29 protein-coding genes are annotated in these 26,359 nt (G+C 68.6%); 25 read left to right on the top strand and 4 right to left on the bottom strand.

All coding sequences use genetic code 11. From position 1 onward, the window contains the following. Nucleotides 1-6 precede the first annotated feature (6 nt). The 7 genes from ACQPYS_RS26805 to ACQPYS_RS26775 all read left to right on the top strand — a co-directional run bounded on the left by ACQPYS_RS26805 (nt 7) and on the right by ACQPYS_RS26775 (nt 6,205). Nucleotides 7-933: a sugar phosphate isomerase/epimerase family protein gene (locus ACQPYS_RS26805; protein WP_433491158.1), complete on the top strand. Its 927-nt coding sequence runs from the start codon at nt 7-9 to the stop codon at nt 931-933. Nucleotides 934-1,396: 463 nt separating this feature from the next. Next, nucleotides 1,397-2,299, top strand: a complete 903-nt coding sequence (locus ACQPYS_RS26800) for a thioesterase family protein (RefSeq protein ID WP_431941752.1) — start codon at nt 1,397-1,399, stop codon at nt 2,297-2,299. Between the two features lie 120 nt (nt 2,300-2,419). Then, on the top strand, nt 2,420-3,238 hold the full coding sequence (proC, locus tag ACQPYS_RS26795) for a pyrroline-5-carboxylate reductase (protein ID WP_431941751.1): 819 nt from the start codon (nt 2,420-2,422) through the stop codon (nt 3,236-3,238). A gap of 145 nt (nt 3,239-3,383) precedes the next feature. After that, complete coding sequence (locus ACQPYS_RS26790) at nt 3,384-3,632, top strand: helix-turn-helix domain-containing protein (protein WP_030525584.1); 249 nt, start codon at nt 3,384-3,386, stop codon at nt 3,630-3,632. Nucleotides 3,633-3,833: 201 nt separating this feature from the next. Further along, nucleotides 3,834-3,935, top strand: coding sequence for a 30S ribosomal protein bS22 (locus tag ACQPYS_RS26785; protein WP_003402602.1), 102 nt, complete (start codon nt 3,834-3,836; stop codon nt 3,933-3,935). Nucleotides 3,936-4,121: 186 nt separating this feature from the next. After that, complete coding sequence (locus ACQPYS_RS26780; protein WP_063038524.1) at nt 4,122-5,195, top strand: NAD-dependent epimerase/dehydratase family protein; 1,074 nt, start codon at nt 4,122-4,124, stop codon at nt 5,193-5,195. After that, the gene (locus ACQPYS_RS26775) at nt 5,192-6,205 is read left to right on the top strand and encodes a lysophospholipid acyltransferase family protein (RefSeq protein ID WP_063038192.1); all 1,014 of its coding nucleotides are present in this window, start codon (nt 5,192-5,194) and stop codon (nt 6,203-6,205) included. Before ACQPYS_RS26780 ends, ACQPYS_RS26775 begins: the two co-directional genes overlap by 4 nt. Before the next feature lie 34 nt (nt 6,206-6,239). On the opposite strand, the gene ACQPYS_RS26770 is transcribed toward ACQPYS_RS26775, so the two are convergent. Beyond that, nucleotides 6,240-7,262 carry an HAD family hydrolase gene (locus ACQPYS_RS26770; protein WP_373861433.1) on the bottom strand — a complete coding sequence of 341 codons (1,023 nt, stop codon included), beginning with the start codon at nt 7,260-7,262 and terminating at the stop codon, nt 6,240-6,242. Nucleotides 7,263-7,369: 107 nt separating this feature from the next. Here ACQPYS_RS26770 and ACQPYS_RS26765 point away from each other — a divergent pair, with 107 nt between their 5' ends. From ACQPYS_RS26765 to ACQPYS_RS26725, 9 genes are all read left to right on the top strand, one after another. Next, nucleotides 7,370-7,633, top strand: coding sequence for a glutaredoxin family protein (locus ACQPYS_RS26765; protein ID WP_063038190.1), 264 nt, complete (start codon nt 7,370-7,372; stop codon nt 7,631-7,633). A gap of 248 nt (nt 7,634-7,881) precedes the next feature. Beyond that, the gene (locus tag ACQPYS_RS26760) at nt 7,882-8,853 is read left to right on the top strand and encodes a redox-sensing transcriptional repressor Rex (RefSeq protein WP_063038188.1); all 972 of its coding nucleotides are present in this window, start codon (nt 7,882-7,884) and stop codon (nt 8,851-8,853) included. After that, nucleotides 8,850-10,277, top strand: coding sequence for a glutamyl-tRNA reductase (locus ACQPYS_RS26755; RefSeq protein ID WP_433491157.1), 1,428 nt, complete (start codon nt 8,850-8,852; stop codon nt 10,275-10,277). The genes ACQPYS_RS26760 and ACQPYS_RS26755 overlap by 4 nt, the downstream gene beginning before the upstream one ends. Beyond that, nucleotides 10,274-11,440: a hydroxymethylbilane synthase gene (gene hemC, locus ACQPYS_RS26750; protein ID WP_433491156.1), complete on the top strand. Its 1,167-nt coding sequence runs from the start codon at nt 10,274-10,276 to the stop codon at nt 11,438-11,440. Before ACQPYS_RS26755 ends, hemC begins: the two co-directional genes overlap by 4 nt. Beyond that, complete coding sequence (locus tag ACQPYS_RS26745) at nt 11,437-12,999, top strand: uroporphyrinogen-III synthase (protein ID WP_039826942.1); 1,563 nt, start codon at nt 11,437-11,439, stop codon at nt 12,997-12,999. Before hemC ends, ACQPYS_RS26745 begins: the two co-directional genes overlap by 4 nt. Nucleotides 13,000-13,529: 530 nt before the next feature. Next, entirely contained in the window at nt 13,530-14,507 is a 978-nt protein-coding gene (hemB, locus tag ACQPYS_RS26740; protein ID WP_063038184.1) for a porphobilinogen synthase, read from the top strand. 8 nt (nt 14,508-14,515) lie between these two features. Continuing rightward, complete coding sequence (locus tag ACQPYS_RS26735; RefSeq protein ID WP_433491155.1) at nt 14,516-15,007, top strand: hypothetical protein; 492 nt, start codon at nt 14,516-14,518, stop codon at nt 15,005-15,007. 350 nt (nt 15,008-15,357) lie between these two features. Next, nucleotides 15,358-15,873 carry a hypothetical protein gene (locus ACQPYS_RS26730; protein ID WP_063038176.1) on the top strand — a complete coding sequence of 172 codons (516 nt, stop codon included), beginning with the start codon at nt 15,358-15,360 and terminating at the stop codon, nt 15,871-15,873. Nucleotides 15,874-15,936: 63 nt separating this feature from the next. Then, a complete protein-coding gene (locus ACQPYS_RS26725; protein ID WP_063038174.1) occupies nt 15,937-16,185 on the top strand; it encodes a hypothetical protein in 249 nt (82 codons plus the stop codon). A 9-nt stretch (nt 16,186-16,194) separates the two neighbouring features. On the opposite strand, the gene ACQPYS_RS26720 is transcribed toward ACQPYS_RS26725, so the two are convergent. Further along, nucleotides 16,195-16,590, bottom strand: a complete 396-nt coding sequence (locus tag ACQPYS_RS26720; RefSeq protein WP_433491154.1) for a hypothetical protein — start codon at nt 16,588-16,590, stop codon at nt 16,195-16,197. A gap of 170 nt (nt 16,591-16,760) precedes the next feature. Here ACQPYS_RS26720 and hemL point away from each other — a divergent pair, with 170 nt between their 5' ends. The 7 genes from hemL (at nt 16,761) to ACQPYS_RS26685 (ending at nt 23,781) form a co-directional block, all read left to right on the top strand. Further along, nucleotides 16,761-18,095, top strand: a complete 1,335-nt coding sequence (hemL, locus tag ACQPYS_RS26715; RefSeq protein ID WP_063038518.1) for a glutamate-1-semialdehyde 2,1-aminomutase — start codon at nt 16,761-16,763, stop codon at nt 18,093-18,095. A gap of 119 nt (nt 18,096-18,214) precedes the next feature. Further along, nucleotides 18,215-18,886 carry a histidine phosphatase family protein gene (locus ACQPYS_RS26710; protein ID WP_433493139.1) on the top strand — a complete coding sequence of 224 codons (672 nt, stop codon included), beginning with the start codon at nt 18,215-18,217 and terminating at the stop codon, nt 18,884-18,886. A gap of 74 nt (nt 18,887-18,960) precedes the next feature. Continuing rightward, complete coding sequence (locus tag ACQPYS_RS26705) at nt 18,961-19,581, top strand: TlpA disulfide reductase family protein (protein ID WP_433491153.1); 621 nt, start codon at nt 18,961-18,963, stop codon at nt 19,579-19,581. 247 nt (nt 19,582-19,828) lie between these two features. Further along, on the top strand, nt 19,829-20,713 hold the full coding sequence (locus tag ACQPYS_RS26700; protein WP_433491152.1) for a cytochrome c biogenesis CcdA family protein: 885 nt from the start codon (nt 19,829-19,831) through the stop codon (nt 20,711-20,713). Continuing rightward, nucleotides 20,710-22,329 carry a cytochrome c biogenesis protein ResB gene (resB, locus tag ACQPYS_RS26695; protein ID WP_433491151.1) on the top strand — a complete coding sequence of 540 codons (1,620 nt, stop codon included), beginning with the start codon at nt 20,710-20,712 and terminating at the stop codon, nt 22,327-22,329. Before ACQPYS_RS26700 ends, resB begins: the two co-directional genes overlap by 4 nt. A 91-nt stretch (nt 22,330-22,420) precedes the next feature. After that, complete coding sequence (gene ccsB, locus ACQPYS_RS26690; RefSeq protein ID WP_063038166.1) at nt 22,421-23,389, top strand: c-type cytochrome biogenesis protein CcsB; 969 nt, start codon at nt 22,421-22,423, stop codon at nt 23,387-23,389. Between the two features lie 167 nt (nt 23,390-23,556). Beyond that, the gene (locus ACQPYS_RS26685; RefSeq protein WP_157107305.1) at nt 23,557-23,781 is read left to right on the top strand and encodes a hypothetical protein; all 225 of its coding nucleotides are present in this window, start codon (nt 23,557-23,559) and stop codon (nt 23,779-23,781) included. A gap of 57 nt (nt 23,782-23,838) precedes the next feature. Here the strand turns inward: ACQPYS_RS26685 and ACQPYS_RS26680 are convergent, their stop codons facing one another. Both ACQPYS_RS26680 and ACQPYS_RS26675 read right to left on the bottom strand, forming a co-directional pair. Beyond that, a complete protein-coding gene (locus ACQPYS_RS26680; protein ID WP_063038514.1) occupies nt 23,839-24,039 on the bottom strand; it encodes a hypothetical protein in 201 nt (66 codons plus the stop codon). A 235-nt stretch (nt 24,040-24,274) separates the two neighbouring features. Next, a complete protein-coding gene (locus tag ACQPYS_RS26675) occupies nt 24,275-24,487 on the bottom strand; it encodes a BldC family transcriptional regulator (protein ID WP_063038164.1) in 213 nt (70 codons plus the stop codon). A gap of 159 nt (nt 24,488-24,646) precedes the next feature. Here ACQPYS_RS26675 and ACQPYS_RS26670 point away from each other — a divergent pair, with 159 nt between their 5' ends. Together ACQPYS_RS26670 and ACQPYS_RS26665 are read left to right on the top strand one after the other, a co-directional pair. Continuing rightward, nucleotides 24,647-25,090, top strand: a complete 444-nt coding sequence (locus ACQPYS_RS26670) for a DUF4229 domain-containing protein (RefSeq protein WP_307718774.1) — start codon at nt 24,647-24,649, stop codon at nt 25,088-25,090. Next, the gene (locus tag ACQPYS_RS26665) at nt 25,087-26,172 is read left to right on the top strand and encodes a PLP-dependent cysteine synthase family protein (RefSeq protein WP_063038162.1); all 1,086 of its coding nucleotides are present in this window, start codon (nt 25,087-25,089) and stop codon (nt 26,170-26,172) included. The genes ACQPYS_RS26670 and ACQPYS_RS26665 overlap by 4 nt, the downstream gene beginning before the upstream one ends. The last annotated feature ends 187 nt before the right edge of the window (nt 26,173-26,359 follow it).

Here is a 26,359-nt window from a genome sequence, read left to right as displayed (position 1 = left end):
GCAGCGATGGGAAGCAATTCTCCCGCGGCCGGCCTGCGGGACGACGGGCAGCGTCGCGGTATCAAGGTGGGACTGTCGACGGCTTCGGTCTATCCGCAGAACACCGAGGCGGCCTTCCGTTACGCGGCCGAACTGTGTTACGACGGTGTCGAATTGATGGTCTGGGCCGAACCGGCCAGCCAGAGCATTACCACCGTGCGCGGTTACGCCCGCAAGTACTCGGTACCGGTCCTGGCGGTCCACGCGCCCTGCCTACTCATCTCCCAGCGTGTCTGGGGCGCCGACCCGGTGGCGAAACTGGAACGCAGTGTGCGCACGGCCGAGGCGCTGGGCGCCGACACCGTGGTGGTGCATCCCCCGTTCCGCTGGCAACGCCGCTATTCCGAAGGCTTCGCCGACCAGGTGCGCGACCTCGAAGAGGGCAGTTCGGTGGCCGTCGCGGTCGAGAACATGTTTCCTATGCGAGCCGACCGGCTCTTCGCCCGGCGCGCCCGCGATATCCAGCGCCTGGAACGTCGCGGCGGCCCCGGTCTATCGCTCACCGCGTTCAGCCCCAGCTACGACCCCACCGATATCGGGTTCCGGCACTACACCCTCGACCTGTCGCATACCGCCACCGCCGGCGCCGACCCGCTGGCACTGGTCGCGCGGATGGGCCGGGGCCTGAGCCATCTGCACCTTGCCGACGGTCGCGGCGCCGCCCACGACGAACATCTGGTCCCCGGCGCGGGAACCCAGCCGTGCGCGGCGGTGTGCGCCATGCTGGTCCGCAACGGGTTCACCGGGCACGCCGTGGCCGAGATCAACACCCAGGACGCCCGCACCACCGCGGCCCGCGCGGACATGCTGGACCGCACCCTCGCGTTCGCGCGGACCCACCTGAACCCGGCGATCACCGCCCACCCCGGCCCAAGCCCGATCGAGACCCGTTGAGCTGTATTTGTTTGCGCGCCTCCGGCGCGCGGGTCGGGGCCCTGTGACCCCGACCGTGGAGGTCGACCATACCGAGGAGACAGAAGGCGCATGCTGTCGTGCGCCTGGACCGGCCCGAGGAGGCTCACATCACTGTCAGTGCTCAATGGTCGCCATCCTCTGGACTGTCGACTGCACACGCTCGGTCGCTGCGCTCCGTCGCTCCGTCGGTCCAGAATCGGGGGCGGGCCCCGACCATGGAGGTGGACCATCTGGAGGAGACAACAGACGCATGCTGTCGTGCGCCTCGACCGGCTCGGGGAGGTTCACATCACTGTCAGTGCTCGATGGTCACCGATCCATGGATGCCGACTGCACACGCGCCCCTATCGGTCCGGCTGTACCCGGGTGAGTTTGCTGTACCGAGATCGACCGGCAGTATGCACCCGCGGAACGGTTACCGGGCCGAGGATAAGGAGTACCGATGACGACGGAGACGGAACTGCACGCCGAGCCGGGTGCGGCGGCCACCGACGCCCCGTTCCGCCGGGTGTGTTCCCTGACCGAGCTCGCCGCCGACGAACCGGGAGACGGGCGCTATCGCGGCATCATCGACGATATCTGGACGATCGGCCCGAAGGTGCACGGCGGAACCATGGTCGCCGGTTCGGCGGCGGCCGCGAGTCGCTGGCTGCGGACGGTGGAGCCGGAGCGCGCGACCATGGCCCCGCTGTCGGGGAGTACCGATTTCCTCGGCGCTCCGGAGCCGGGCGAGGTGATCTACGACGTGACGGTTCGCAAGGTGGGCCGTCAGATCTGCCTGGTCGATGTGACGCTGGTGCAGCGCGGCCGGCCGCTGGTCCGTACCGCGTTCACCTTCGGCCACCTGGACGGTCCGGAGCATCCGCCCCTCTACACCCCGGAGCACACCGATCTGCCGGCGAAACCGACCGCGGACGCCATCGGTTACGAGCCGGGGTCGTCGATGGGCCGGATCGTGCACGTGGCCCGGGGTATGGACGCCTTCCTGGACCGGGAGTGGGCGCGGTTCATCGACAACGCCCACGGCGAACCGCGGTTGCGGATGTGGCTGCGCCCGCGCCCGGCCGATCAGGCCGATCCGGAGATCGCGTCCTATATCGCGATGATGGCGGCCGATATGTGCCCGCCGGTCCCCACCAACCTCGGTTATTTCGGTTGGTCCCCGACCGTCCAGATGACGACCTACCTCCGGCGTCGGCCCGCGCCGGGCTGGTTGCGGATCATCGCCACCACCCATGAGGTCGGCGGCGGGATATTCGATTCCGACCAGATCGTGGTCGACTCCACGGGCGCGCTGGTCGCCCAGAGCCGCCAGTTGGCCCTGCTCCCCTCGCCGAAGCGCTGACGCGCCGGTGCCGCGGGGTCCCGGACTCTCGTGGCAGGTCCCGGGCCCGGGTGATCCGGTGACCGGACAATGGGGCCCCCGGACCCCGCCACCGAGAGTGCGCCAAGAACAATGGCGCCCATGACACGAATTGCGGTGATCGGTGGCGGCCGGATCGGGGAGGCCCTCATTGCCGGCCTGCTGGAGGCCGGACGGGCCGTCAAGGACTTGGTGGTGGTCGAAACGCACACCGACCGGGCCGAACTGCTCGCGGACCGGTTCGGGGTGCGGGTGACCGACGCGGTCGACGATGCCGCGGTGGGTGCCGATCTGCTGGTGGTCGCGGTGAAACCGGGCGATGTGGATGCCGTGCTCACCGAACTCGGCAAGGCCGACCTGGGCGGCGACCGTGATCAGATCCTGGTCTCGCTGGCGGCGGGCGTGCCGACGGCGCGGCTGGAGGCCAAACTACCCGCGGGATTCCCCGTGGTGCGGGTCATGCCGAACACGCCCATGCTGGTCGGCGAGGGGATGAGTGTGCTGGCCGGCGGTCGCTACGCCAAGGCCGAGCAGTTGGAGCTGGTCACCGAACTGCTGAGTACGGTGGGGCAGGTGTGCGTGGTAGCCGAATCGCAGATGGACGCGGTGACCGCCGTATCGGGTTCCGGACCGGCGTATTTCTTCCTGGTGGTCGAGGCGATGGTCGAGGCGGGGGTCGGGCTCGGTCTGACCCGCGATGTCTCGGCCCAGCTGGTCACGCAGACAATGCTCGGTTCGGCGGCCATGCTCGCGGAATCCGGGCAGAGCGCGGTGGATCTGCGCGCGGCGGTCACCTCTCCGGCCGGGACCACCGCGGCGGCGGTGCGCGAACTCGAGCGCGCGGGTCTGCGGTCGGCGTTCCTGGAGGCGCTGCACGCGGCCAAACAGCGTTCCGCGGAACAGGGCGCGACCGCGGAATGACCTCCCGACCCCCAGCGTATGAACCTGATTTCTCACTCCCGTCGCAGTAATCCCACTGGTCCCGCTAAGCTTCAAGGAGCACGTGCGTGTCTGTTCCGCTGGTGGGGAAGCCGGCGGCGCGGACGTGCCGGAGGTCAGTGGTGCGATGATGTCTTCGAACAAGATGTCCGCTAACAGCGGCGGTGGTTCGTCGCCAGGACAATCAATACTCGGTGGTGGTACGCAATTTCTCACCGTCGCCGAGGTAGCGAATTTGATGAGAGTTTCCAAGATGACGGTGTACCGGCTGGTGCACTCGGGAGAGCTACCGGCGGTTCGTGTCGGGAGATCTTTCCGGGTGCACGCCAAGGCGGTGCACGATTATCTGGAGACGTCCTATTTCGATGCCGGGTGAAGGCGGTTACCGGCCCACGCCAGCGGGCCGGTAACATCAACGCTCGCTGTGTTGGATCGGCGGCGCGCTGCCTCCCTTTCGTGGCCGCGCGGGGCCGCCGCCTCCAGGGCTGAGATTCAGCCGCGAGCAACCGGGCATACGACCGGACAGTTGACGTAAGCGAGCGCGAGACGCGCCGAGGAGAGAACGCGAGGACACCCTATGGGTTCTGTGATCAAGAAGCGCCGCAAGCGCATGTCGAAGAAGAAGCACCGCAAGCTGCTTCGTCGTACCCGCGTGCAGCGGCGCAAACTCGGCAAGTAAGCGCAACCGCGCAACGTCTTCGGCGGAACCCGCTACCATTCGGTAGCGGGTTTCGTCGCGTTTCCATCAACTGAAATCGGGGTTAGGTCCCCGTTAAGAATCCGGTGGTGACTGCGCCGGTCGTTAGGCTGGTAGTCGGAACTATTGAGCGGGGGTCGATGCTCGAGGTGGAACGGTCCGGTGCAGGTGGACACTGAAGCGAACGGCAGCTACAAGCCCAAGGTCGTACTGGTGACGGGCGCCAGTCGATTCTTCGGCGGCAACGTCGTGTGCAGGCTCGTCTCCGACCCCGAGATCGAGCGGGTCGTCGCGGTCGACGTACTCACCCCCGCGCCACCGCTGCGCCGCCGGATGGGGCGCGCCGAATTCGTGCGTGCCGATATCCGGAACCCCTTGATCCGCAAAGTCATCGAACGTTATCAGGTCGATACCGTGGTACACACCGCGGTGCTGTCCCAGCCGCCCTCGGGCGGCGGGCGGGCCGCCATGAAGGATATGAACGTCCTCGGGGCGATGCAGCTGTTCGCCGTCTGCCAGAAATCGCCGACCGTGCGCCGGGTGGTGTCACGTTCCAGTTCCGGGGTATACGGGGGAAGTGCCAAGGATCCCGCGCAGTTCACGGAGGAGATGAGCGCCCGCCGGCCACCGTCGGGCTGGTTCGCCCGGGACATGATCGAGATCGAGGGCTTCGCCCGCGGTCTGGCCCGTCGCCGCCCCGATATCACCGTGCTCACGCTGCGCTTGGCGCCGATGGTCGGCCCGGGTCTCGGCGCCCGGGCGGGGCAGCTGTTGCGCTCTCCGATCACTCCGACCGTGCTCGGCCGGGACGCGCGTATGCAGTTCCTCCACGAAGAGGACGCGGTCGCCGCCTTGATTCACGCCGTCCGGCACGGCCCGGGCGGCACCTTCAATGTGGCCGGTGACGGCGCCCTCGCACTTTCTCAGGCTGTGCGTCGTTCCGGACGGGTCGCCATGCCGGTACCCTGGTCGGTGTTCCGCACCGTCGGCCGGACGCTGATGAGTCCGGTGATGCGTGATTTCAGTTCCGAACAGCTCGATTACTTTCTTTTCGGTTGTGGTCTGGACACGACGCGTATGCGCGGCGAACTCGGGTTCGAGCCGCGCTGGACGACGGTACAGGCGTTCGACGACTTCACCGGGGGCGCAGTGTCGCGGCCCGTGGTCGATCCAGCGTGGATCGACGCCGCAGAAAACAAACTGCTCGGCCTCATCAAGGCCGGTACGGGAGCACATACATGAACGACGTCGCCAAAGTCATCAGACTGCAGGACCTCGCTACCGTGCCGCGGCCACGGCCCGCGACACGTACCTGGACCGGTCCTGCCGACCGGTCGGTGACTTCGCTGACCGACCGTCTCACCCCGCCCACGCCCGCCGCACCGCGCTCGGTCACCGATCTGATGCGCGACGCTATCGGTAGGCAGATCGGACGTACCGCCGAATTCGCCCGGCGCCGGCTCACCGGCGACTACCAGATCGACGAATTCGGGTTCGACGAGCATCTACTGGAATCGGTACTGCTACCGGCTCTGCGTCCGCTGGCCGACAACTGGTTCCGGGTCCAGACCAGTGGCATGGAGAACGTGCCCGAGGTCGGTGGAGCCCTGATCGTGGCCAACCACGCCGGCACCGTGCCGATCGACGGGCTCATGCTGCAACTCGCGGTACACGATCATCACGCCAAACAGCGTGCCCTGCGCCTGCTGGCCGCCGATCTGGTCTTCGAGATGCCGATGCTGGGCACCCTGGCCCGTAAAGCCGGCCACACCCTGGCCTGCCGCCCGGACGCCGAGCGGCTGCTGAGCGCCGGCGAACTCACCGGTGTGTTCCCCGAGGGCTTCAAGGGTGTCGGCAAGAAGTACGCCGACCGGTACAAATTGCAGCGCTTCGGCCGCGGCGGATTCGTCGCCGCGGCGGTGCGCGCCGGAGTGCCGATCATCCCGTGCTCGATCGTGGGGTCCGAGGAGATCTATCCGAAGATCGCCGACATCAAGCCACTGGCCCGGCTGCTCGGCCTGCCCTACTTCCCGGTGACCCCCACGTTCCCGCATCTGGGGCCGCTGGGCGCGGTCCCGCTGCCCTCGAAGTGGTACATCGAGTTCGGCACCCCGATCAGCACCACCGAGTACCAGGCCGAGGACGCCGACGACCCCATGCTCATGTTCGAGGTCACCGACCAGGTCCGCGAAACGATCCAGCAGACCCTCTACAAACTGCTGGTCCGGCGCCGCAACGCCTTCATGGGCTGAGCGGCAGCCGCGGGTGGCGCCGCCCACCCGCCGTTCACTGCGCGCTCTTGCGGCGGGTGACCGCGGCGGCGACCGCCCCGCCCGCCGCGCCCAGCGCGAGGGCGGTGGGCACCCCGATCTTGGCGGCTTTGCGGCCGGTCCGGAAATCGCGGATCTCCCAGCCACGGGCCTTGGCGACCTCGCGGAGATCGGAATCCGGGTTGATCGCCACCGCGGTGCCGGTCAGCGACAGCATCGGCACATCGTTATGGCTGTCGGAGTAGGCGGTGCAGCGTTTGAGGTTGAGGCCTTCGCGGATGGCCAGGGCCCGGACGGCGTGTGCCTTACCGAGCCCGTGCAGGATATCGCCGACCAGGCGGCCGGTGAATTTTCCGTCGACACTCTCGGCCACGGTGCCCAGGGCTCCGGTCAGGCCGAGACGTTTGGCGATCACCTGCGCGAGTTCGACGGGAGTGGCGGTCACCAGCCACACCTGCTGACCGGCGTCGAGGTGCATCTGGGCCAGCGCGCGCGTGCCGGGCCAGATCTTGTCGGCGATGATCTCGTCGTAGATTTCCTCGCCGAGCGCGGCGAGTTCGGCGGTGGACCTCCCGGCGATGAATTCCAGCGCCTTCTCTTTACCGGTGGCCATATCGGTGCTGCTTTCTTTGCCGGTGATCCGGAACTTCACCTGCTTCCAAGCGATATCCACCAGGTCGGCGCTGCGAAAGTATTTGCGCGCGGCCAGGCCTCGGGCGAAATGCACGATCGAGGCACCCTGCACCATGGTGTTGTCGACGTCGAAAAAAGCCGCCGCGGTGAGGTCGCGCGGGACCTCCGGCGGGGCGCCGACGGCCGCCCGCTCAGCGTCCTGTAAGGCCAGTGCGGCATCCGCGCTGGCCTCACCGGCGACATTGGCGCGGACCTCCTCTTCGCTGGGCCCGAACGGGCTGCGCGATATACGCGCCAACTGTTCGGACAGGCCCTGTCCGAGCGGGCCCAGATTCCATCGGACCGGAAGTTCCCCGAACCGGCCCGCGATGAACCCGGATTTCCCCACCTTCGATCGTTCCGGCACCAGTACCTCCGCCTGTTCGCGCGAATCACGTCCACAGTAACCGGACGGCTGCCCCGAGACGCACTACAGCCCGCCGCGTCCGGTCCGCGGCGGGTTGAATAGCGGTCATGACGAACTCGACAACGCATGAGGTGACCCTGCTGACCCGCGCCGGCTGCGGTATGTGCGAGCGGGCCCTGGAACAGCTGCGGGTGATCTGCGCGGAATTCGGTATCGAGGTCGGCAGTGTGGATGTGGACGCGGTCGCCGGTACCGACCCCGGACTGCGTGCCGAATACGGTGACCGGCTGCCGGTGGTGCTGCTCGACGGCCGGGAACACAGTTATTTCGATGTGGACGAGACCCGGTTGCGGACCGATCTGAATCGTTGAGGGTGTCCGAATTACGGCCGGGGATCGTACAAGGTCGCGTCGCGACACAAAATGAGGCGAATTTCACCGACTTTGTGCATGGGTTCACAAGCGGTTACGGTGGTGGCACGCGAGCCGCAGGCCGGGGCGAGTATCCGGCCGCCGGTAGCAGGTGAATCAACCCATATCCGACCCCGTAATCGGCGCATGGACCGCAACGGAGGTCGCCGAGCACCCGGGCCGCTTCGGCCCGGACGAGGAGCCAGGACGTGACAGAGCAGCATGAGACGCGCGACGTCTCCGGCGATGCTCCCAACGTCACCACCCGCACTCTGCAGAAGGGTATTCCCCAGGCTACGGTGGCGCGGCTGGCCACCTATCTCCGGGTGCTCGCCCTGCTGACCGATGACGGTGTGGCCATCGTATCCAGTGAGGAACTGGCTGTCGCGGCGGGTGTCAATTCCGCCAAATTGCGTAAGGACCTGTCGTTCCTGGGCCCCAACGGAGTTCGCGGTGTGGGCTACGACGTGGCGCGGCTGCGGGCCCGGATCGAGGATGTGCTCGGGCTGTCCGGTGGGCACCGGGTGGTCCTGGTCGGCGCCGGCAATCTCGGGCGCGCGCTGGTCGGCTATCGCGGGTTCCGGCGCCGCGGCTTCGCGGTGGTCGGGGTCTTCGACAACGACCCCGAGGTGATCGGCCGCGATGTCGAGGGCCTGCGGGTACGCGACGCGGCCGGACTCACCGACGGTATCGCGATCCTGCGGCCGACCATCGCGGTGATCGCGGTGCCCGACGACGCCGCCCAGCGGGTGTGCGACGAACTGGTCGCCGCCGGGGTGCAGTCCATCCTGAGTTTCGCCCTGTGCCCGCTGACCGCACCGCCGGGTGTGGAGTTACGCCGGGTGGATCTGGCGGTGGAGATGCAGATGCTCTCGTTCGAGCGGGTCCGCAACGCCGACCCGGAGGAACTCGCCACCGACCGGGACGACGTCGTGAACACCGCGGATGTGGCGGAGAACGCGCCCGAAGCGGCAAACGATCCCATCGTGGGCGGCGTTGCAACGGGTAGTGCCGTGCCGTCCGCCCATCCACTGAACGGCTCCGGCCGGATCGCCCGCCGGATGCCCGCGCATTCGCCGCCGGGCTCCGCCGGACTGTCCCATTGTGCGGCCCAGACCGCCCAGACGACCTCGCATACGGCAACGGAGCCAACCAGCAAGGGATCGGTGGTCACACCATGAGCGTTCTTCTCGTCGGGATCTCACATCGCAGCGCGCCGGTCGCGATGTTGGAGAAGGTGGCGATCACCGATGCCGATCGGCCCAAGCTGATCGACCGTATGCTGGCCTCCACCCATATCTCCGAAGCCATGATCGTCTCCACCTGCAACCGGGTGGAGATCTACGCGGTGGTCGACGCGTTCCACGGCGGCCTGGCCGATGTCGGAGAGCTACTGACCGCCCATTCCGGGCTGCCGATGCCGGAACTGACCCGCCACGCCTATGTGCGCTACAGCGAGGCCGCCGCCGAGCATCTGTTCGCGGTGGCCAGCGGGCTGGATTCGATGGTGGTCGGCGAACAGCAGGTGCTCAGCCAGATCCGCAGCGCCTACACCACCGCCGACGCTCAGCAGGCCGTCGGCCGCACCCTGCACGAACTCTCCCAGCAGGCGCTACGCGTCGGTAAGCGGGTGCATTCGGAAACCGGTATCGACCGGGCCGGTGCGTCGGTGGTGTCGGTGGCCCTGGACCGGGCCACCACGGTGCTCGGTCCGCTGGCCGGTCGGACGGCCGCGGTGATCGGGGCCGGTGCCATGGGCGGCCTGTCGGTCGCGCATCTGGCCCGCGCCGGGATCGGGCGGATCCTGGTGGTCAACCGCACCATCGAACGTGCGCAGCGGCTCGCCGCGACCGCGGAGTCGCACGGGGTGGCGGCGCAGGCATATGAACTGTCCCGGCTCGCCGACGCGCTGTCGGTGGCCGACGTGGTGGTCACCTGCACCGGCGCGGTGGGTTCGGTGGTCACCCTGGCCGATGCGCACAACGCGCTGTCGGATCCCGGCCGCGGGCACGGCCGCCCCATGGTGTTCTGCGATCTGGGCCTACCCCGGGACGTGGACCACGCGGTGGCGGGACTGCCCGGTGTCACGGTGATCGATATCGAGACCCTGCAGCACGACCCGGCCGCCGGTGCCGCGGCCGGCGATACCGCCGCCGCCCGGGCCATCGTCGCAGAGGAACTGGCCAGGTATCTGGCCGGACAGCGGATGGCCGAGGTCACGCCGACCGTCGCCGCGCTGCGCCAGCGCGCCGCCGAGGTGGTGGAGGCCGAACTGCTGCGGCTGGATTCGCGGCTGCCGCGACTGGCCGACCCCGAACGTGACGAGGTGGCACGCACGGTGCGGCGGGTGGTGGACAAACTGCTGCACGCGCCGACGGTGCGGGTCAAACAACTGGCCAGCACCCCCGGCGGCGACAGCTACGCCGAGGCGCTGCGCGAACTGTTCGAACTGACACCCGGATCGGCCCAGGCGGTCGCTGCGCCCATGGAGATCAGCCGGGCCGAACACAACGGTGCAGGCTGGATGGGCCTGGACGGCGAAGTAGCCCTGGCCGACGATTTCACACCCGCCGGCCACGACGAGGAACAGGAGCAGTCGACATGACAATCCTGCAGGGCTCGGACGCGGCAGCGGTCGCGGGCGCCGGGGGGCCCGGAGCGGGCCGGCGCCCGTGGCGGATCGGCACCCGCGGCAGTCTGCTCGCGCGGACCCAGGCCGGTGACGTGCGGGACGCGCTGATCGCGGCCGGGCAGCCGGCGGAGCTGGTGATCGTGGAAACACCGGGCGATCTGTCCGCCGACCCGGTCCAGGAGATCGGCGTGGGCGTGTTCACCAGCGCGCTGCGCGCCGAACTCGCCGCTGCGAACATCGATATCGCGGTGCACTCGTACAAGGACCTACCCACCGCCGGGGACGACCGTTTCGTGCTCGCCGCGGTGCCGCCGCGCCAGGACCCGCGCGACGCGGTCGTGGCCCGCGACGGCCTGGTGCTGGGCGAGCTACCGCCGGGCGCGGTGGTCGGCACCTCCGCGCCGCGCCGGGTGGCGCAACTGCTGGCACTGGGGCTGGGCCTGGAGATCCGTCCACTGCGCGGCAATCTCGACACCCGCCTGCGTCAGGTCGCCGAAGGCGAATTCGACGCCGTCGTGGTCGCCCGCGCCGGGCTGGCCCGGATCGGCCGGCTGGACGCCGTCACCGAGGCGCTGGAGCCCGTGCAGATGGTGTCGGCGCCCGCGCAGGGCGCGCTGGCGGTGGAATGCCGCGCCGCCGACACAGACCTGATCGAGCTGCTCACCGTCCTCGACGACGCCGCCACCAGAACGGCCGTCACCGCGGAACGGGCATTGCTCGCTGAACTCGAGGCGGGCTGCACCGCGCCCGTCGGAGCGATCGCCGAAATCGTCGAATCTCTGGACGACGACGGGCGCATCGTCGAGGAACTCTCGCTGCGTGGCTGCGCCGCCGCGCTCGACGGTTCCGATGTGATACGGGCCTCGACGGTGGGTGCACCGGCCGAGGCCGCCGAACTCGGCCGTGCCCTGGCCCGCGAACTGCTGGAGCTGGGTGCCCGCGAGCTACTCGCCGCCGAACCCGGCACCGCGGAACCGGATCTCGCGAGAGCCGGAGACAACACCACCCCGGTGGGAACGAGCACCGCCGCAGCGCAATCAGGCGGCACCGCCGCCGTGGAACCGAGCGCCGCCGCAGCGGGAACGAGCACCGCCACGGACTTCACCGAACCCAGTCCAATGGAGAACAACCGATGAGTCGAGCCAGCAAGAAGCATCCGGGGCGGATCCTGTTCGTCGGATCGGGCCCGGGGGACCCGGCATTGCTGACCACCCGATCGCGCGAAGTGCTGTGCCGGGCCACCCTCGCGTTCACCGACCCCGATGTGGATGCCGGGGTACTCGCCCTGATCGGCACCGAGGTCGAACCGGAACCCGACGGGGAGCGCTCGGTCGATGTCCGGCCCGCCCTCGGTGAACCCGCCGAGGTCGCCAAAACGCTGATCGCCGAGGCCAAAGCCGGCCACGACGTGGTACGGGTGGTCTCCGGTGACCCGCTCACCACCGACGCGGTGATCGCCGAGGTCACCACGGTCACCCGCTCGCATATCGTGTTCGAGGTGCTGCCCGGGCTGCCGTCGGGCTCGGCGGTGCCCAGCTACGCCGGTATCGCGCTGGGCTCCGGTCATACCGAGGCCGATGTGCGCGGCGAAGTGGATTGGCCCGCTCTGGCCGCCGCACCCGGGCCGCTGGTCCTGCACGCCACCTCCGGGCATCTGGCCGAAACCGCGAGCGCCCTGGTGGAACACGGTATGGCCCCGCAGACCCCGGTCGCGGTCACCGTCCGCGGTACCACCCGCCAGCAGCGCACCATCGAGGCCACCCTGGCCACCCTGAACAGCGCCGCCTCCGAACTGGTCGGCCCGCTGGTGGTCACCATCGGCAAGGCGGTCGCGCAACGGTCGAAGATGTCGTGGTGGGAGTCACGCGCGCTGTACGGCTGGACCGTGCTCGTACCGCGGACCAAGGACCAGGCCGGCGAGATGAGCGAACGGCTGGTCACCCACGGCGCCATCCCCAAGGAAGTGCCGACCATCGCGGTGGAACCGCCGCGTAGTCCCGCCCAGATGGAACGTGCCGTCAAGGGGCTGGTGGACGGTCGCTACCAGTGGGTGGTCTTCACCTCCACCAACGCCGTCCGCGCGGTCTGGGAGAAATTCGCCGAATTCGGCCTGGACGCTCGCGCGTTCTCGGGCGTGAAGATCGCCTGCGTCGGCGAGGCCACCGCCGAGAAGGTGCGCTCCTTCGGTATCAATCCGGAACTGCTGCCCAGCGGGGAACAGTCCTCGCTCGGCCTGCTCGCCGACTTCCCGCCCTACGACGACGTATTCGATCCGGTGAACCGGGTCCTGTTGCCGCGGGCGGATATCGCCACCGAGACCCTGGCCGAAGGACTGCGCGAACGCGGCTGGGAGATCGACGATGTCACCGCCTACCGGACCGTCCGGGCCTCCCCGCCGCCCGCGGAAACCCGCGAGATGATCAAGACCGGCGGCTTCGACGCTGTGCTGTTCACCTCGAGCTCCACGGTCCGCAACCTGGTCGGTATCGCCGGAAAGCCGCACGCTCGAACCATCGTGGCCTGCATCGGCCCGAAAACCGCTGAAACCGCGGTGGAATTCGGCCTGCGCGTCGATGTGCAGCCGGAGGTCGCGCAGGTGGGCCCGCTGGTGGAAGCCCTCGCCGAACACGCAGCCCGGCTGCGGGCGGAGGGGCTACTGCCGCCCCCGCGTAAGAAGAGCCGCCGCAGCAGGTAATTGCCGGCGCCGGGTTCATTTGCGGCGCCTGCGGGGCCTCGACATTTTCAGGGCCTCGCTGAACTCGGCGCCGAAAGGGCTCTGCTGCTTGTGAAAGGCATCAGACGCCAGGCCGATTGAGCGGTCGAGTCGGCATCCGACCCGAACATCGAATGCCGACGCAGCCCGCATGCGTCGAGTTTTGCGATGGGTCAGGACAAGCCAACTGCGGGGCCGCCACCATCCTCAGTCGTTTTACGAGACACCTCGAAGGGTTGGGGCCCGTCTCGCCCCTTGGCCGAAGGTGCTCAACGGTCGCACTCTATGGACGGCCCACCGCACATCGCATGCGCGAAGCGCGAGTCCCGAGGCCGAAACGGCGAGACCAAGGGGGCCTCGACCCCGTGGCGCCGCAGGCGCCGCCAAAACACAGCACCTTCGTGAGTAAGCCCACATCTCACCTTCGCGAGGGGTTCGCGCCGGACCTCGTCTCCGGCTCCCCGGTCAGGGGCGTCGAACCCGCTGCAACCGGCACCCCTAGACTTCCTCCCATGAGCGGTATCGAGCGTCCGCGGCGCCTGCGGCGTACGCCGGCGTTGCGGCGGCTGGTGGCCGAGACCAGTCTGGAGCCGCGGCATCTGGTGTTGCCGATGTTCGTGGCGGATGGGTTGTCCGAGCCCCGGGAGATCGGTTCGATGCCCGGGGTGTTCCAGCATTCGCTGGATTCCCTGCGCGCGGCCGCCGCCGAGGCCGTCGCCGCCGGGGTGGGTGGTTTGATGTTGTTCGGGGTGCCGAAGCCGGAGGACAAGGATCCGGTGGGGAGCGGCGCGACCGATCCGGAGGGCATCTTGAACCGGGGGTTGCGGGCGCTGGCCGCCGAGGTGGGGGATGCCACCGTGGTCATGGCCGATACCTGTCTCGACGAGTTCACCGATCACGGCCATTGCGGGGTGCTGGACGGCTCGGGCGCGGTCGACAACGATGCCACGGTGCGGCGGTACGTGGAGATGGCGCTGGCGCAGGCCGAGGCGGGTGCTGATCTGCTCGGTACGAGCGGGATGATGGACGGTCAGGTCGGCGCGATCCGCGACGGGCTGGACGAGGCGGGCCGGACCGATACCGCGATCCTCGCCTATGCGGCCAAGTACGCGTCGGCGTTCTACGGCCCCTTCCGGGAGGCGGTGGCGTCGTCGCTGCAGGGCGATCGCCGGACCTATCAGCAGGACGCGGCCAACCGCCGGGAGTCGATCCGGGAGCTGGAGCTGGATCTGGAGCAGGGCGCCGATATCGTCATGGTGAAACCGGCCATGTCGTACCTGGATATTCTGCGCGAGGTGGCCGACCGCTCCCCGGTTCCCGTCGCGGCGTATCAGATCTCCGGGGAGTATTCGATGATCACGGCGGCGGCCGAACGCGGGTGGATCGATCGCCGCGGCGCCGTGCTGGAATCGCTGACCGGTATCCGGCGCGCGGGCGCGGATATCGTGCTCACCTATTGGGCGACGGAGGCGGCGCTCTGGCTGTCATGACTCCGCCGGTGGATATTGTCACCGCGCGGCAACTGTGGTGGGGCGTAATCGGTCTGGGTGTGGGCCGGCTGTTCGTATCCCTGGCCGACACCCTGACGAACCGCGAGCGGTTCAGCGCGGATTTCCGGGAACGTATACAAGCGGCGGACCCGCAGATCACACCGGCCATGGTCGACCTGCTGGTCACGGTGGGGGCGGTGCTGGGCGTGATCCTGGGCCTGGCGGTCGCCGCGCTGGGTGTGCTGGTCGTGCATCAGCTCGGCAGAGGGAAGGTGTGGGCGCGGACCCTGCTCACCTTCGCCGGGGTCTGGTTGGTGGTCTCCGGGGTGATCGCGCTGTTCTCCATCGGCGTGGTGGAGGGTATCTGGCCGGTGCTGTCCGGGGCGGCGTCCATCGTGCAGGCGGTACTGGCCGGCGGGGCGATCTTCCTCTGCCAGCGCCCGGAAGCGGCGAAATGGTTCCTGCCGCCGCGTGGACCCGGCGCGCCCGGAAATCGCTGATAACCGAAACCCGGATCGCTGACCTGGGCATCGTTGTCTACGCCGAGTCGGTGGCCGATTCAGATAACGAACGTGGAGTTTGTTCCCGGTATTCCGCCATGTATGGTGAGGGCTGTCACAGAGGACATGCCAACCGGCGGCCTCGGGTACCCGGTCAGTAGGACGGAGACCTGACCGTCCGGGGATCGGAGGCAATGATGCGAGTGGTGATCCAACAGCCACAGAGTATTCGGCGGGATATGCTCGTACTGACTCTCCTGGTCCTGTTCGGGGTTCTCACCGTCGCGGTTCTGCTGATCCCCGGCGTTATCGGCTGATACGGGTGGCCCTGGTTTCCGGCCGATTCACCCATGCCTGATCGAGTGGATACCGCCCCGGAGGCCGGGGCGGTTCTTTTCTCCGAGCCCGGAGCCCGCTGGCGGGCGGTCGCGTACGGCCCGCTGGTGTGTGCGCTACTGCTGGCCGTGGAGATCGCGGTGGGTGTCACACCGCACTGGTTCGCCCTCATCTTCTGCGCCGTGCTGATCGGTGGGTTCGCGGTATTGCAGGTGTATGCCGCACGCACCCATGTCGGCGTCGAACTCACCGACGGGTTTCTGCGCAACGGCGCCGAGACGACACCGGTCCGGTCCATCGCCGCGGTGCTGCCGGTGGATGCCGACGAGCCCTGGGAGAGCGGCCGGGCGCTCGGCGAATTGACCGGGATCCCGCGGCGGCGTACCGCGATCGGGTTGCGCCGCACCGACGGCGAACTGGTGCGCACCTGGGCCAAGGATCATCGCGCGCTGCGGTCGGCGCTGACCCGGGTGGTGGGCGCGCCTTCCGTCGAGGAGAATCGCGCGCCGGATCCCGGTCGCGACGATTGATTATCGGGTCGCGCGCGGGCACGATCGGGTGATCGCGTCCCAGCCGCCGACCCGAGGAGACCTGTGAACCGTTCGCTCGTCCTACCGGCTGCCGATATCCTGCTGGCGGTTCTCGCGCTGGCGGCGGCCGCGCTCTGCTGGAACCTGGGCGTCCAGAACACCGATTTCCCGGCGACCGGAGACGTGCCGGCCTACACCGCGACCCGGTACGCGGGGCCGTGGTTGTTTCTGGCGATGCTGCTGGTGGCGGGTGCCGGTAGCGCCGTCATCGATGCCGTCGCCCGGCTGGTCCGGGCGCCGCGGCGGGCCTGAACCGGCCGGTCAGCGCCACTGCTGGTAGATATCGAACACTCGGCCGTGCGGTGCGCCGGGGACGTGGAAGAACACCAGTACCGAACCACCGTTGTCGGCCGATTCCAGGATCACCTGGCGCAGTGAGGCGTGGACGCCACCGTTCTCGTCGCGGTAGAGGCGGGTGTCGCTGTCGAGACCGGCACCGATCTGGGAGGGCGGGACCACGTGGTCGACCAGGGCCGGGATCGGGCCTGCGGCCAGCGCCGCGGTTTCGGGCTGGTTCAGCCGGAATCCGGCACGCGCGTTGTCGGGGTCCACGACCGGTTCGGCGGCCGCCGCCGCACCCGCGCCGAGTCCGGTGGCCAGGGCTCCGAGGGCGACCGAGACCAGAGAAAGAGCCGCAGTACTCCTGGCAATTCGCAAAACGACCTCCCCGGCCGGTGATCCACTGTTAGTTCCGATGCAGACAGAGACTACGCACTCGAATCCGGACCCGGCTGTATTTGGCTTTGCCGGTGTCGCCGTGGCGGTGTATGTCACGTATGCGCACCCTGTCGTCGACGCCGCCGGAGGCGGCTGCCAAACTGGAGGCCGTGAGTTCTCTGCGCGTGGCCGGTACGGCGGTGCCGACCTCCAGTCAGCTTTTCCAGCGAGCCGAAGCGGTTGTTCCCGGTGGTGTCAATTCCCCGGTGCGTGCCTTCGGCTCGGTGGGCGGCACGCCGAGGTTCATCACATCCGCCCGGGGCTGCCGGCTGACCGACGCCGACGGTAACGATTACGTCGACCTGGTGTGCTCGTGGGGGCCGATGATCCTCGGGCACGCTCATCCGGCGGTGGTCGAGGCGGTCCGTGAGGTCGCCGGCTCGGGGTTGTCCTTCGGGGCGCCGACACCGGGCGAGGTGGAACTGGCCGAACTCATCGTCGAGCGGGTCGCTCCGGTGCAGAAGGTGCGGCTGGTGAATTCCGGGACCGAGGCGACCATGAGCGCGGTCCGGCTGGCGCGTGGGTACACCGGGCGCACCAAGATCATCAAATTCGCCGGTTGTTATCACGGTCACGTCGATGCGCTGCTGGCCGAAGCCGGTTCCGGCGTCGCGACATTCGCCTTGCCGACCTCGCCCGGTGTCACCGGGGCGCAGGCCGCCGACACCATCGTGGTGCCGTACAACGATCTGGACGCCGTGCGCGCCGCCTTCGAGGCGAACGCGGGCGAGATCGCCGCGGTGATCACCGAGGCCGCCGCCGGGAACATGGGCGCGGTGGCGCCGCTGCCCGATTTCAATGCCGGGCTGCGCCGGATCACCTCCGATCACGGGGCGCTGCTCATCATGGACGAGGTGATGACCGGTTTCCGGGTGAGCGCGGCCGGCTGGTACGGACTCGATCCGGTGGCCGCCGACCTCTACACCTTCGGCAAGGTGATGAGCGGCGGGCTGCCCGCGGCCGCGTTCGGCGGCCGGGCCGAGGTGATGGACCGGCTGGCCCCGCTGGGCCCCGTTTATCAGGCGGGCACCCTGTCGGGGAACCCGGTGGCCGTGGCGGCCGGGCTCGCGACCCTGCGCGCCGCCGACGACGCGGTGTACGCCACGCTGGACCGCAACAGCGAACGGCTCGGGATTCTGCTCACCGATGCCCTCACCGGCGCGGGGGTCCCGCACCGGGTGCAGTTCGCGGGCAATATGGTCAGCGTGTTCTTCGCCGATGAACCGGTACTCGACTACGCCGCCGCCAAGGCGAGCGCGACCTGGCGTTATCCGGGCTTCTTCCACGCATTGCTCGACGGCGGGGTGTACGCGCCGCCCAGCGCGTTCGAGGCCTGGTTCGTCTCGGCCGCGCTCGACGACGCCGCGTTCGATCGAATCGCCGCAGCCCTGCCTGCCGCCGCCGAAGCGGCCGCGAGCGCCACACCCGAAGGAAAGCGCGCGTGAGCAAGCCCGACCCCGAGCGCGTATCCGCCGCCCCGGCAGACCGGGACGACCCGATCTCCAGCGCCGGCGCGACCGTCCCCCCAGCGGAGACCGGCACCGATGCCGGCCCGCCGGGTGAGGTGGCCGCCGCCGCGCCGTCGACCGGTGCCGCCGATGCCGAATCGGTCGAAACCATCGTCCACGTGCTGCGGCACGGCGAAGTGCACAATCCGCGCGGGATCCTCTACGGCAGGCTGCCCGGTTTCGGTCTGTCGGTGACCGGGCGGGCGCAGGCCGGCGCGGTCGCACGGGCGCTGGCCGATCACGATATCGCCCTGGTCATCGCGTCACCGCTGCAGCGCGCGCAGGAGACCGCCGAACCCATCGCGGGTCGGCACGAGCTGATCGTGCGCACCGACGAGAACCTCATCGAGGCCGGTAACACCTTCGAGGGGCTGCGGGTGTCGGTCGGCGACGGTGCCCTGCGCAAGCCCCGGCACTGGTGGAAACTGCGCGACCCGTTCACCCCCTCCTGGGGCGAGCCCTACCTGCAGATCGCGCACCGCATGCTGGCCGCGGTGAACAAGGCCCGGGTGGAGTCGGCGGGTCGCGAGGCGGTGCTGGTCTCCCATCAGTTGCCGGTGTGGACGCTGCGCCGGTTCCTGCAGGGCCAGCGCCTCTGGCACGATCCGCGCGCCCGGCAGTGCGGCCTGGCCTCGCTCACCTCGCTGGTGTATCGGGGCGACACCCTCGTCGATATCGTCTACTCGGAGCCCGCGGGCGGTTCGGACCCGACGGTGCACGGCGCATGAACGGTCAGCGCCCGGAGGCGGTAGCGCAGCGTGACCACGCAGGGCGCCCGGTCGTGCGCGAGAAGGCAGAGCGCATGAGAAAGGGCGCCGCGGCTTTCCGTTTCCGGCTGCTGCCGGCGCTCGCCGCACTGCTGTGCTTGACCGCGTCGGCATGTTCGACCGGCACCGATGCGGTGGCCACGGGCGGCACCTTCGAATTCGTCTCGCCGGGCGGGCAGACCGATATCTTCTACGATCCGCCGTCCGCGCGTGGCACGATCGGCAAGCTGGCGGGGCCGGAGCTGATGTCCGATACCGGGGAGAACGTCTCGGTGGAGGATTTCCCCGGCCAGGTGGTGGTCATCAATCTGTGGGGGCAGTGGTGTGGGCCCTGCCGCGGTGAAGCCCCCGCGCTCGAACAGGTCTACGAACAGACCAAAGATCTCGGGGTCGCTTTCCTCGGGATCAATGTCCGTGATTTCCAGCGGGACAAAGCACGAGATTTCGTCATCGATAACCACGTCGGTTATCCGTCGATCTATGACCCGTCGATGCGCACGCTGCTGGCGCTCGGTGGAAATTTCCCGACCAGTGTTATTCCCACAACTCTGGTACTGGATCGGGACCACCGGGTAGCGGCGGTTTTCCTGCGCGCCCTACTCACAGAAGATCTTTTACCGGTGGTGCAGAACATCGCCGCGGAGGGAGCATCATGAGAAGTCTTCGATCCCGAGGCGTACGCCGCTACGGGGCCACCCGGCCACCGCGCGGAGTCCGGGCCGAAGTACTGGTGAAGTCCTCGCTCGGTTCGTGGGAGCTACAGCCCGCGACCCAGCAGCCAGGCAGTGATCGGCGGGTGTCGAGTTCACGCCCGTCGGGTGGCCGGGGTTCGACCGCGCCGGGTGGGCGCGGTGACGAGCGGCGTGTGAATACCGCCGAAGGCGAATCGGAGCGTAGTTCGCGTTGACGGTGTTGGCAGGAGTGGGGGAATCGTTTCAGCAGACAGCGGCCACCGGGCCGTTGCTGCTCGCCCTCGGAGCCTGCCTGCTGGCCGGTCTGGTGTCGTTCGCTTCGCCGTGCGTGGTGCCGCTGGTGCCGGGGTATCTGTCCTACCTGGCCGGTTTGGTCGGCGCGCAGGCGCCGCCGGCGACTGTGGACCAGGCCCGGCGCAACCGGAGCGCGGCGCCCGCCGGTGGTACCGCCACGGCGGTGCTCACCGAAACCCCCGCCGGGGCGAAGACCGCGCCCGCCCCTGGTTCGGGGCGGCTGCGGGTCGCGGGCGCGGCGGGACTGTTCGTCGCCGGTTTCACAGTGGTGTTCGTGCTGGCCACCGCCACCGTCTTCGGTCTCATCCAGACACTCAATGTGAACCGGGAACTGCTGCAGCGCCTGGGCGGCGTGGTCACCATCGTGATGGGTCTGGCGTTTCTGGGTCTCATCCCGGCATTGCAGCGCGATACCCGGATGGAACCTCGGCGGTTCGGCGGGATCGCCGGGGCCCCGCTACTCGGCGCCGTGTTCGCGCTCGGCTGGACCCCGTGTTTGGGTCCCACGCTGTCGGGCGTGATGGCGGTGGCCGCCGGTACCGAGGGCGCCACCGCGGTGCGTGGCGTGGCCCTCATCGTCGCCTACTGCCTGGGCCTCGGCCTGCCGTTCGTGATTCTGGCCTTCGGGTCGGCGAGCGCGTTGCGCGGTGTGGGGTGGTTGCGGCGTAATTCCCGCCGGATTCAGATCGTCGGCGGAATCCTGCTGGTCGCGGTGGGGGCGGCGTTGGTCACCGGAGCCTGGGATCAGTTCGTCGGCTGGGTCCGCGACGGCTTCGTCGCCGAGGTGACGCTGCCGATATGACCGTGACAGAACGCCCCGAGGCCCCCCCGGTCCAACCGCCCCGGCAATCCCCGCTGGGCCGTGCCCGCGCGCTGGTGCGTAACGCCTGGCGTGGGCTCACCAGTATGCGGACCGCGCTGGTGCTGCTGTTCCTGCTGGCTTTGGCCGCGATTCCGGGTGCGCTGCTGCCGCAGCGCAGCCTGAACGAACAGAAGGTGGCGACCTATATCGCCAACCGGCCGGTGCTCGGTGCGTGGATGGACCGGTTCGAACTGTTCGACGTGTTCTCCAGCTTTTGGTTCACCGCGGTCTATGTGCTGCTGTTCATCTCCCTCGTGGGTTGCATCCTGCCGCGTACGGTGGACCACTATCGCGCGCTGCGGACCCCGCCGGTGCGGGTACCGCGTAATCTGGCCCGGCTGCCGCACCACCATCGAGTGGTGCTCGACGGCAGCGCGGACGAGATCGCCGAGCGGGCCCGGACGCGGCTGCGGGGCTGGCGTATCGAGACCCGGCCGGGGGAGCGCGACGGCGAGGTCACGCTGTCGGCGGAGAAGGGCTACACCCGCGAACTGGGCAATCTCGTGTTCCACCTGGCCCTGGTGGGTCTGCTGGTGGCCATCGCGGCCGGGAAGCTGTTCGGTTACGAGGGCAACGTCATCGTCGTCGCGAACAACGGACCCGGTTTCTGCACCACCTCGCCGGCGGTTTTCGACTCGTTCCGGGCCGGGAATGTGAACGACGGCACCGGCATGACCCCGATGTGTGTGAAGGTGAAGAACTTCCGGGCCGACTATCTCGACAACGGTCAGGCCGAGATGTTCACCTCCGATATCTCGTATCAGGAGGGTGCGGATCTGGCTGCCGGTACCTGGCGGGATACGACCATCCGGGTGAACCATCCGCTGCGGGTCGGCGGGGACCGGGTCTACCTGCAGGGGCACGGTTACGCGCCGACGTTCACCGTAACCTTCCCGAACGGCCAGAAGCGCACCGAGACCATACAGTGGCAGCCCTCCGATCTGCAGACCTTCCTCTCCAGCGGGGTGCTGCGGATCGATCCGCCGGGTGGGATGTTCGCCACCGAGGCCGAGCGGCGGCAGAATCAGATCGCGATCGAGGGGCTCTTCGCGCCGACCGCCAGTTTCCACGGGTCGCTGCTCACCTCGGTGTATCCGGAGATGACCGATCCGGCGGTGGCGGTGGATGTCTACCGCGGTGATACCGGCCTGGACACCGGCCGCCCGCAGTCGATCTTCGCGCTCGATCAGGAGATGGTCGCGCAGGGCCGGCTCACCAAGGAAGCCCGGGTGAACCTGCGGCCGGGCGAGACCACGAAGCTGCCGGGTGGTACGGAGGTGCGCTTCGACGGGGCCGAGGAGTTCGTGAATCTCCAGGTGTCGCACGATCCGGCCCAGGAGTGGGTGCTGGTGAGTGCGCTGGTGATGATGGGCGGGCTGCTGGTCTCGCTGCTGGTTTCGCGGAGGCGGGTCTGGTTGCGGGTGACCCCGGAGGGTACCGTAGAGCAACGACGCGTCGTAGTAGAGATGGGCGGACTGGCCCGTACCGATCAGGCCGGCTGGGGCGGGGAGTTCGATCGCCTGCGGCACCGGCTGCTGGACGCGTCCGGCGATTGATCGCCGGCCCCTGAGCACCCGCGTGGGCGACCACGCACGGGCAGCAGTGCTGTCCACCGAGCACCGCGGTACGAACACGGGAGATATAACGATGCCGATCGACGATACGCTCGCCGGCTACAGCGACCTCGCCTACAAGACGTCGATCGTCGTGTACGCGCTGGTGCTGCTGCTATTGATCGTGCAGTACGCCTCGGCGCGGGTCCGGCAGGTGAGCGAGCGGGAGATGGTTCCCGCCGGCGGCGTCGCCGCGGGCAGTGCGACCCCGGGCCGGATCGCCGAGACGCCGACCCGGCCGCTGTCCGAGCGACTGGGCAATATGGCCTTCTCGGTGCTGTTCGTGGCGGTGGCCCTGCATGTGGGCTCGATCGTGTTGCGCGGATTCTCCACCGGGCGGTTCCCGCTCGGCAATATGTACGAGTTCGTATCCATGGCGACCGCGGCCGCGGCGGTGGTCGGCCTGGTGCTCATGCGGGACGCCCGCTTCCGCGCGATGTGGGTGTTCCTGCTCGTACCGATGCTGATCCTGATGTTCCTCGCCGGGACGGTGCTCTACTCGGACGCGGCGCCGGTGGTACCCGCGCTGCGCTCGTTCTGGCTGCCGCTGCACGTCACGATCGTGAGTGTGGGCAGTGGCGTGTTCCTGGTGTCGGGTGTGGCGAGTCTGCTGTTCCTGTACCGGATGCGTCAGCCCGAGGGCGCGGAATCCTCGAATGTGCTGGGTATGATCGCGCGTCGCCTGCCCGATGCCCGTACGCTCGACCGGCTGGCCTACCGCACCACCATCATCGGGTTCCCGCTCTTCGGCGCCGGGGTCATCCTCGGGGCGATCTGGGCCGAGGCGGCCTGGGGACGGTTCTGGGGCTGGGACCCGAAGGAGACCTGCTCGTTCATCGCCTGGGTGCTCTACGCCGCGTACCTGCACGCGCGGGCCACCTCCGGGTGGCGGGACACGAAAGCCGCGTGGATCAATGTGGCGGGCTTCGTGGCGATGCTGTTCAACCTTTTCATCATCAACCTGGTCGTTTCCGGTCTGCACAGTTACTCCGGCCTGACCTGATCGGACGGCTATTTCTCCGGCCGTAATGATCGTTACTCCGCCGCAATGCACGGTTGCTATTGTTCGGGCGAGTTATTTGCTGAACTGTACGAGGCCCGGCCTGCGATTTATCGGGCGTGACCGGTCATTTCCCCTCCATAGCGCGGCGAGCAATGAGGAGAGCGGCAGTGGATTCGGAGAATTTCAGTTCGGATAACAGCGGCGATGCCGATTGTTGCGCGTCGGTGGCCGCGAACAACGCGCTCATCTGTGGTCTCGAGCCGGACTCCCTGGTCAGATTGGTGCGCACCGCGGTCGGCCTGCCGGCCGACGCGCTCGACCGCCTGGCCGTGGTCGCGGATAAATTGCGGGCGGTCGAAGGGTTGCCCCAAGTGGACAGCACCAGCGATTGAACTTGCCCTCCGGGCCGCGGGTAATACCCGCGGCCGGGCTTTGTCGGGACGCGGGCGTCAGTGTTCGGCGGGCCCCGGATCGCCGTCCCGATGTTTCTGCTGACGCGAGATACGCCAGAGGAATTCGGGATCGTCATCCGGGCCGAGAACACGCTTTCGGGTCGGTCCCGGCGCGGACGTGCTGTGTCCGGGGCCGAATGCCTTCCAGCACAGCACCACGATCGCAACGATCGCGATGAGTGCCAACAGGTACATCACGTGGCTCACCTCCTCCAACGAGGTTAACTCCACGAGCCGCTACGGGGTAAGTGCGGTCGTGGGGCCGGGGTAGCTCTACGTCGGTACCTACGCTTTCGTGCGCGCCGCCCGCGAGCCGCGGACGGGTCCGCCCCACGGTGCCTGCCGGGCCGCCCGCCGGGCGGGGGCCAGCTCAGCCGCGTCGAGGGAGCGGCCGAGCTGTCCGCATAGTGGTGCCGTCCGTGCGTACGCGGCCTCAGCCGCGTACGGTCGCCTCGGTGGTGAGCGATTCGAGCAATCGCATCACCTCCGATTCACGGAACCGGCGATGGCCACCCGGGGTGCGCAGCGAACCGAGCCGTCCCGCATGTGCCCAGCGGGTGACGGTCTTGGGGTCTACGTGGAACAGGGCGGCAACCTGGCCCGGGGTCAACAGGTTCTCCTGTGCCCCCATGGCGATCGCGGTCATGGCAAACCTTTCTGTTTCGTCACGTTTTCTCATCGGATTCCGACATAGTGGCACCGCGACCCCCGGGTGTTCGAACCACCTACTGTTGGTAAAGCGGAGGTAATGGACAAAACGGATACGCGGTACGAGGGCGTTCGGTGCGTCGCTTACGCTGGTCAGGTGAGTGACGTGAACCTATCCGAGGAACCGAACGCCCCCCGGCCCGGTACGTCGCCGGGCCGGCGGCTGGCACGCAACCTGGCGCTCTACACCCTGGCCCGATTGGTACTGGTCGCGGTACTCACCGCTGTCATCATGGCCGTGACCGCGGTGATCGGGGTGCAGATTCCGCTGGTCGTGGCGATTCTCTTCGCGATCGTCATCGCGCTCCCGCTCTCGCTGACCCTGTTCAAGGGCCTGCGCACCAAGGTGAACTCCGATATCGCGGCGGTCGACGAACGCCGCCGCCGGGACAAGGCACAGCTGCGGGCCCGGCTGCGCGGGGAGCCCGGGACCGCGGTACCGGAGAAGCCCGCCGCGCCGGGGTCCGGCAGCACGGCCGAGAGCACGCCGGAGACGGATCCGGAACGCGGGGAAAAGGGTAGCTCCGGCGGCCCGGCGTGAAGTCCTGCGCGCGCGGCAACCCGCGCGACTGGGCCGATGAGGCGATCCGGCTCATCGACGCCGACGCCCAGCGCAGTGCCGACACCCATCTGCTGCGGTATCCGCTGCCGGCCGGCTGGAATGTGCAGCTCTACCTCAAGGACGAATCCACCCATATCACCGGCAGCCTGAAGCACCGGCTGGCCCGGTCCCTGTTCCTCTACGCCCTGTGCAACGGCTGGATCACCGAGGGCACCACGATCGTCGAGGCATCGTCGGGCTCGACCGCGGTAAGCGAGGCGTATTTCGCCCAACTGCTCGACCTGGATTTCGTGGCGGTGGTCCCGGCCAATACTTCACCGCAGAAGATCGCGCTCATCGAAGCCCAGGGCGGGCGTTGCCACTACGTCCAGCGCGCACCCGATATGTACACCGAGGCGGCCCGGCTGGCCGCCGAATGCGGCGGGCACTACCTGGACCAGTTCACCAATGCCGAACGCGCGACGGACTGGCGCGGGAACAACAATATCGCCGAGTCCGTCTTCAACCAGCTGGCCCTGGAGACCCACCCGGTGCCCGAGTGGATCGTGGTCGGCGCCGGCACCGGCGGTACCAGCGCGACCATCGGCCGGTATATTCGCTACCGCCGGTATTCGACCCGGCTGGCCGTAGTGGATCCGGACAACTCCGCGTTCTACGGCGCCTACGAGACCGGCCTGCGCGACTACGCGACCGGGATGCCGTCGCGGATCGAGGGGATCGGACGACCCCGGATGGAACCCTCGTTCGTCCCGGAGGTGGTGGACCGGATGATCCACGTCCCCGACGCGGCCTCGATCGCCGCGGCCCGGTTCGCGAGCCAAGGGCTCGGCCGGATGGTGGGCGGTTCCACCGGAACCAACTTCTGGGGCGCGTGCGCGCTGATCGCGCAGATGCTGGCGGCCGGGCGCAGCGGCAGCGTGGTCACCCTGCTGTGCGACGGCGGTGAACGCTACGCAGGCACCTATTACAGCGACGAATGGGTCGCGGGCCAGGGCTGGGACCTGACCGAGCCCACAGCGGTCCTGGATGAGTTCCTGGCCACCGGACGGTGGCGGGCCTGACGGCACAACCCGGTGGTGACGCCGAGCTGCCGCCGAGCGAACCGGCCACCGAACTCGCCGGCCTGGCCGCGGAATACGCCGGAGAACTCGACGATATCGAGCGGGCGGCCCGAGGCATGCGGCGATCTGGACGGCGCTGTCGAAATCGCCCGTGCGCAAGCACGACAGCGGCCCGCGGACGAGGCCC

Source organism: Nocardia grenadensis (genome assembly GCF_050942415.1).
Lineage (GTDB): Bacteria > Actinomycetota > Actinomycetes > Mycobacteriales > Mycobacteriaceae > Nocardia > Nocardia grenadensis.
The sequence above is the reverse complement of the archived record's forward strand: the minus strand, read 5'-3'. Positions and strand labels throughout refer to the sequence as shown.

Excerpts from the sequence above, each read along its gene's own strand:
- hemB (WP_063038184.1), top strand. The coding sequence starts at position 13,530 with ATGAGCGGTATCGAGCGTCCGCGGCGCCTGCGGCGTACGCCGGCGTTG.
- ACQPYS_RS26790 (WP_030525584.1), top strand. The coding sequence starts at position 3,384 with ATGATGTCTTCGAACAAGATGTCCGCTAACAGCGGCGGTGGTTCGTCG.
- ACQPYS_RS26745 (WP_039826942.1), top strand. The coding sequence starts at position 11,437 with ATGAGTCGAGCCAGCAAGAAGCATCCGGGGCGGATCCTGTTCGTCGGA.
- ACQPYS_RS26775 (WP_063038192.1), top strand. The coding sequence starts at position 5,192 with ATGAACGACGTCGCCAAAGTCATCAGACTGCAGGACCTCGCTACCGTG.
- ACQPYS_RS26705 (WP_433491153.1), top strand. The coding sequence starts at position 18,961 with ATGAGAAAGGGCGCCGCGGCTTTCCGTTTCCGGCTGCTGCCGGCGCTC.
- ACQPYS_RS26785 (WP_003402602.1), top strand. The coding sequence starts at position 3,834 with ATGGGTTCTGTGATCAAGAAGCGCCGCAAGCGCATGTCGAAGAAGAAG.
- proC (WP_431941751.1), top strand. The coding sequence starts at position 2,420 with ATGACACGAATTGCGGTGATCGGTGGCGGCCGGATCGGGGAGGCCCTC.
- ACQPYS_RS26730 (WP_063038176.1), top strand. The coding sequence starts at position 15,358 with ATGCCTGATCGAGTGGATACCGCCCCGGAGGCCGGGGCGGTTCTTTTC.
- ACQPYS_RS26675 (WP_063038164.1), bottom strand. The coding sequence starts at position 24,487 with ATGACCGCGATCGCCATGGGGGCACAGGAGAACCTGTTGACCCCGGGC.
- hemC (WP_433491156.1), top strand. The coding sequence starts at position 10,274 with ATGACAATCCTGCAGGGCTCGGACGCGGCAGCGGTCGCGGGCGCCGGG.
- ACQPYS_RS26800 (WP_431941752.1), top strand. The coding sequence starts at position 1,397 with ATGACGACGGAGACGGAACTGCACGCCGAGCCGGGTGCGGCGGCCACC.
- ccsB (WP_063038166.1), top strand. The coding sequence starts at position 22,421 with ATGCCGATCGACGATACGCTCGCCGGCTACAGCGACCTCGCCTACAAG.
- resB (WP_433491151.1), top strand. The coding sequence starts at position 20,710 with ATGACCGTGACAGAACGCCCCGAGGCCCCCCCGGTCCAACCGCCCCGG.
- ACQPYS_RS26805 (WP_433491158.1), top strand. The coding sequence starts at position 7 with ATGGGAAGCAATTCTCCCGCGGCCGGCCTGCGGGACGACGGGCAGCGT.
- ACQPYS_RS26755 (WP_433491157.1), top strand. The coding sequence starts at position 8,850 with ATGAGCGTTCTTCTCGTCGGGATCTCACATCGCAGCGCGCCGGTCGCG.
- ACQPYS_RS26765 (WP_063038190.1), top strand. The coding sequence starts at position 7,370 with ATGACGAACTCGACAACGCATGAGGTGACCCTGCTGACCCGCGCCGGC.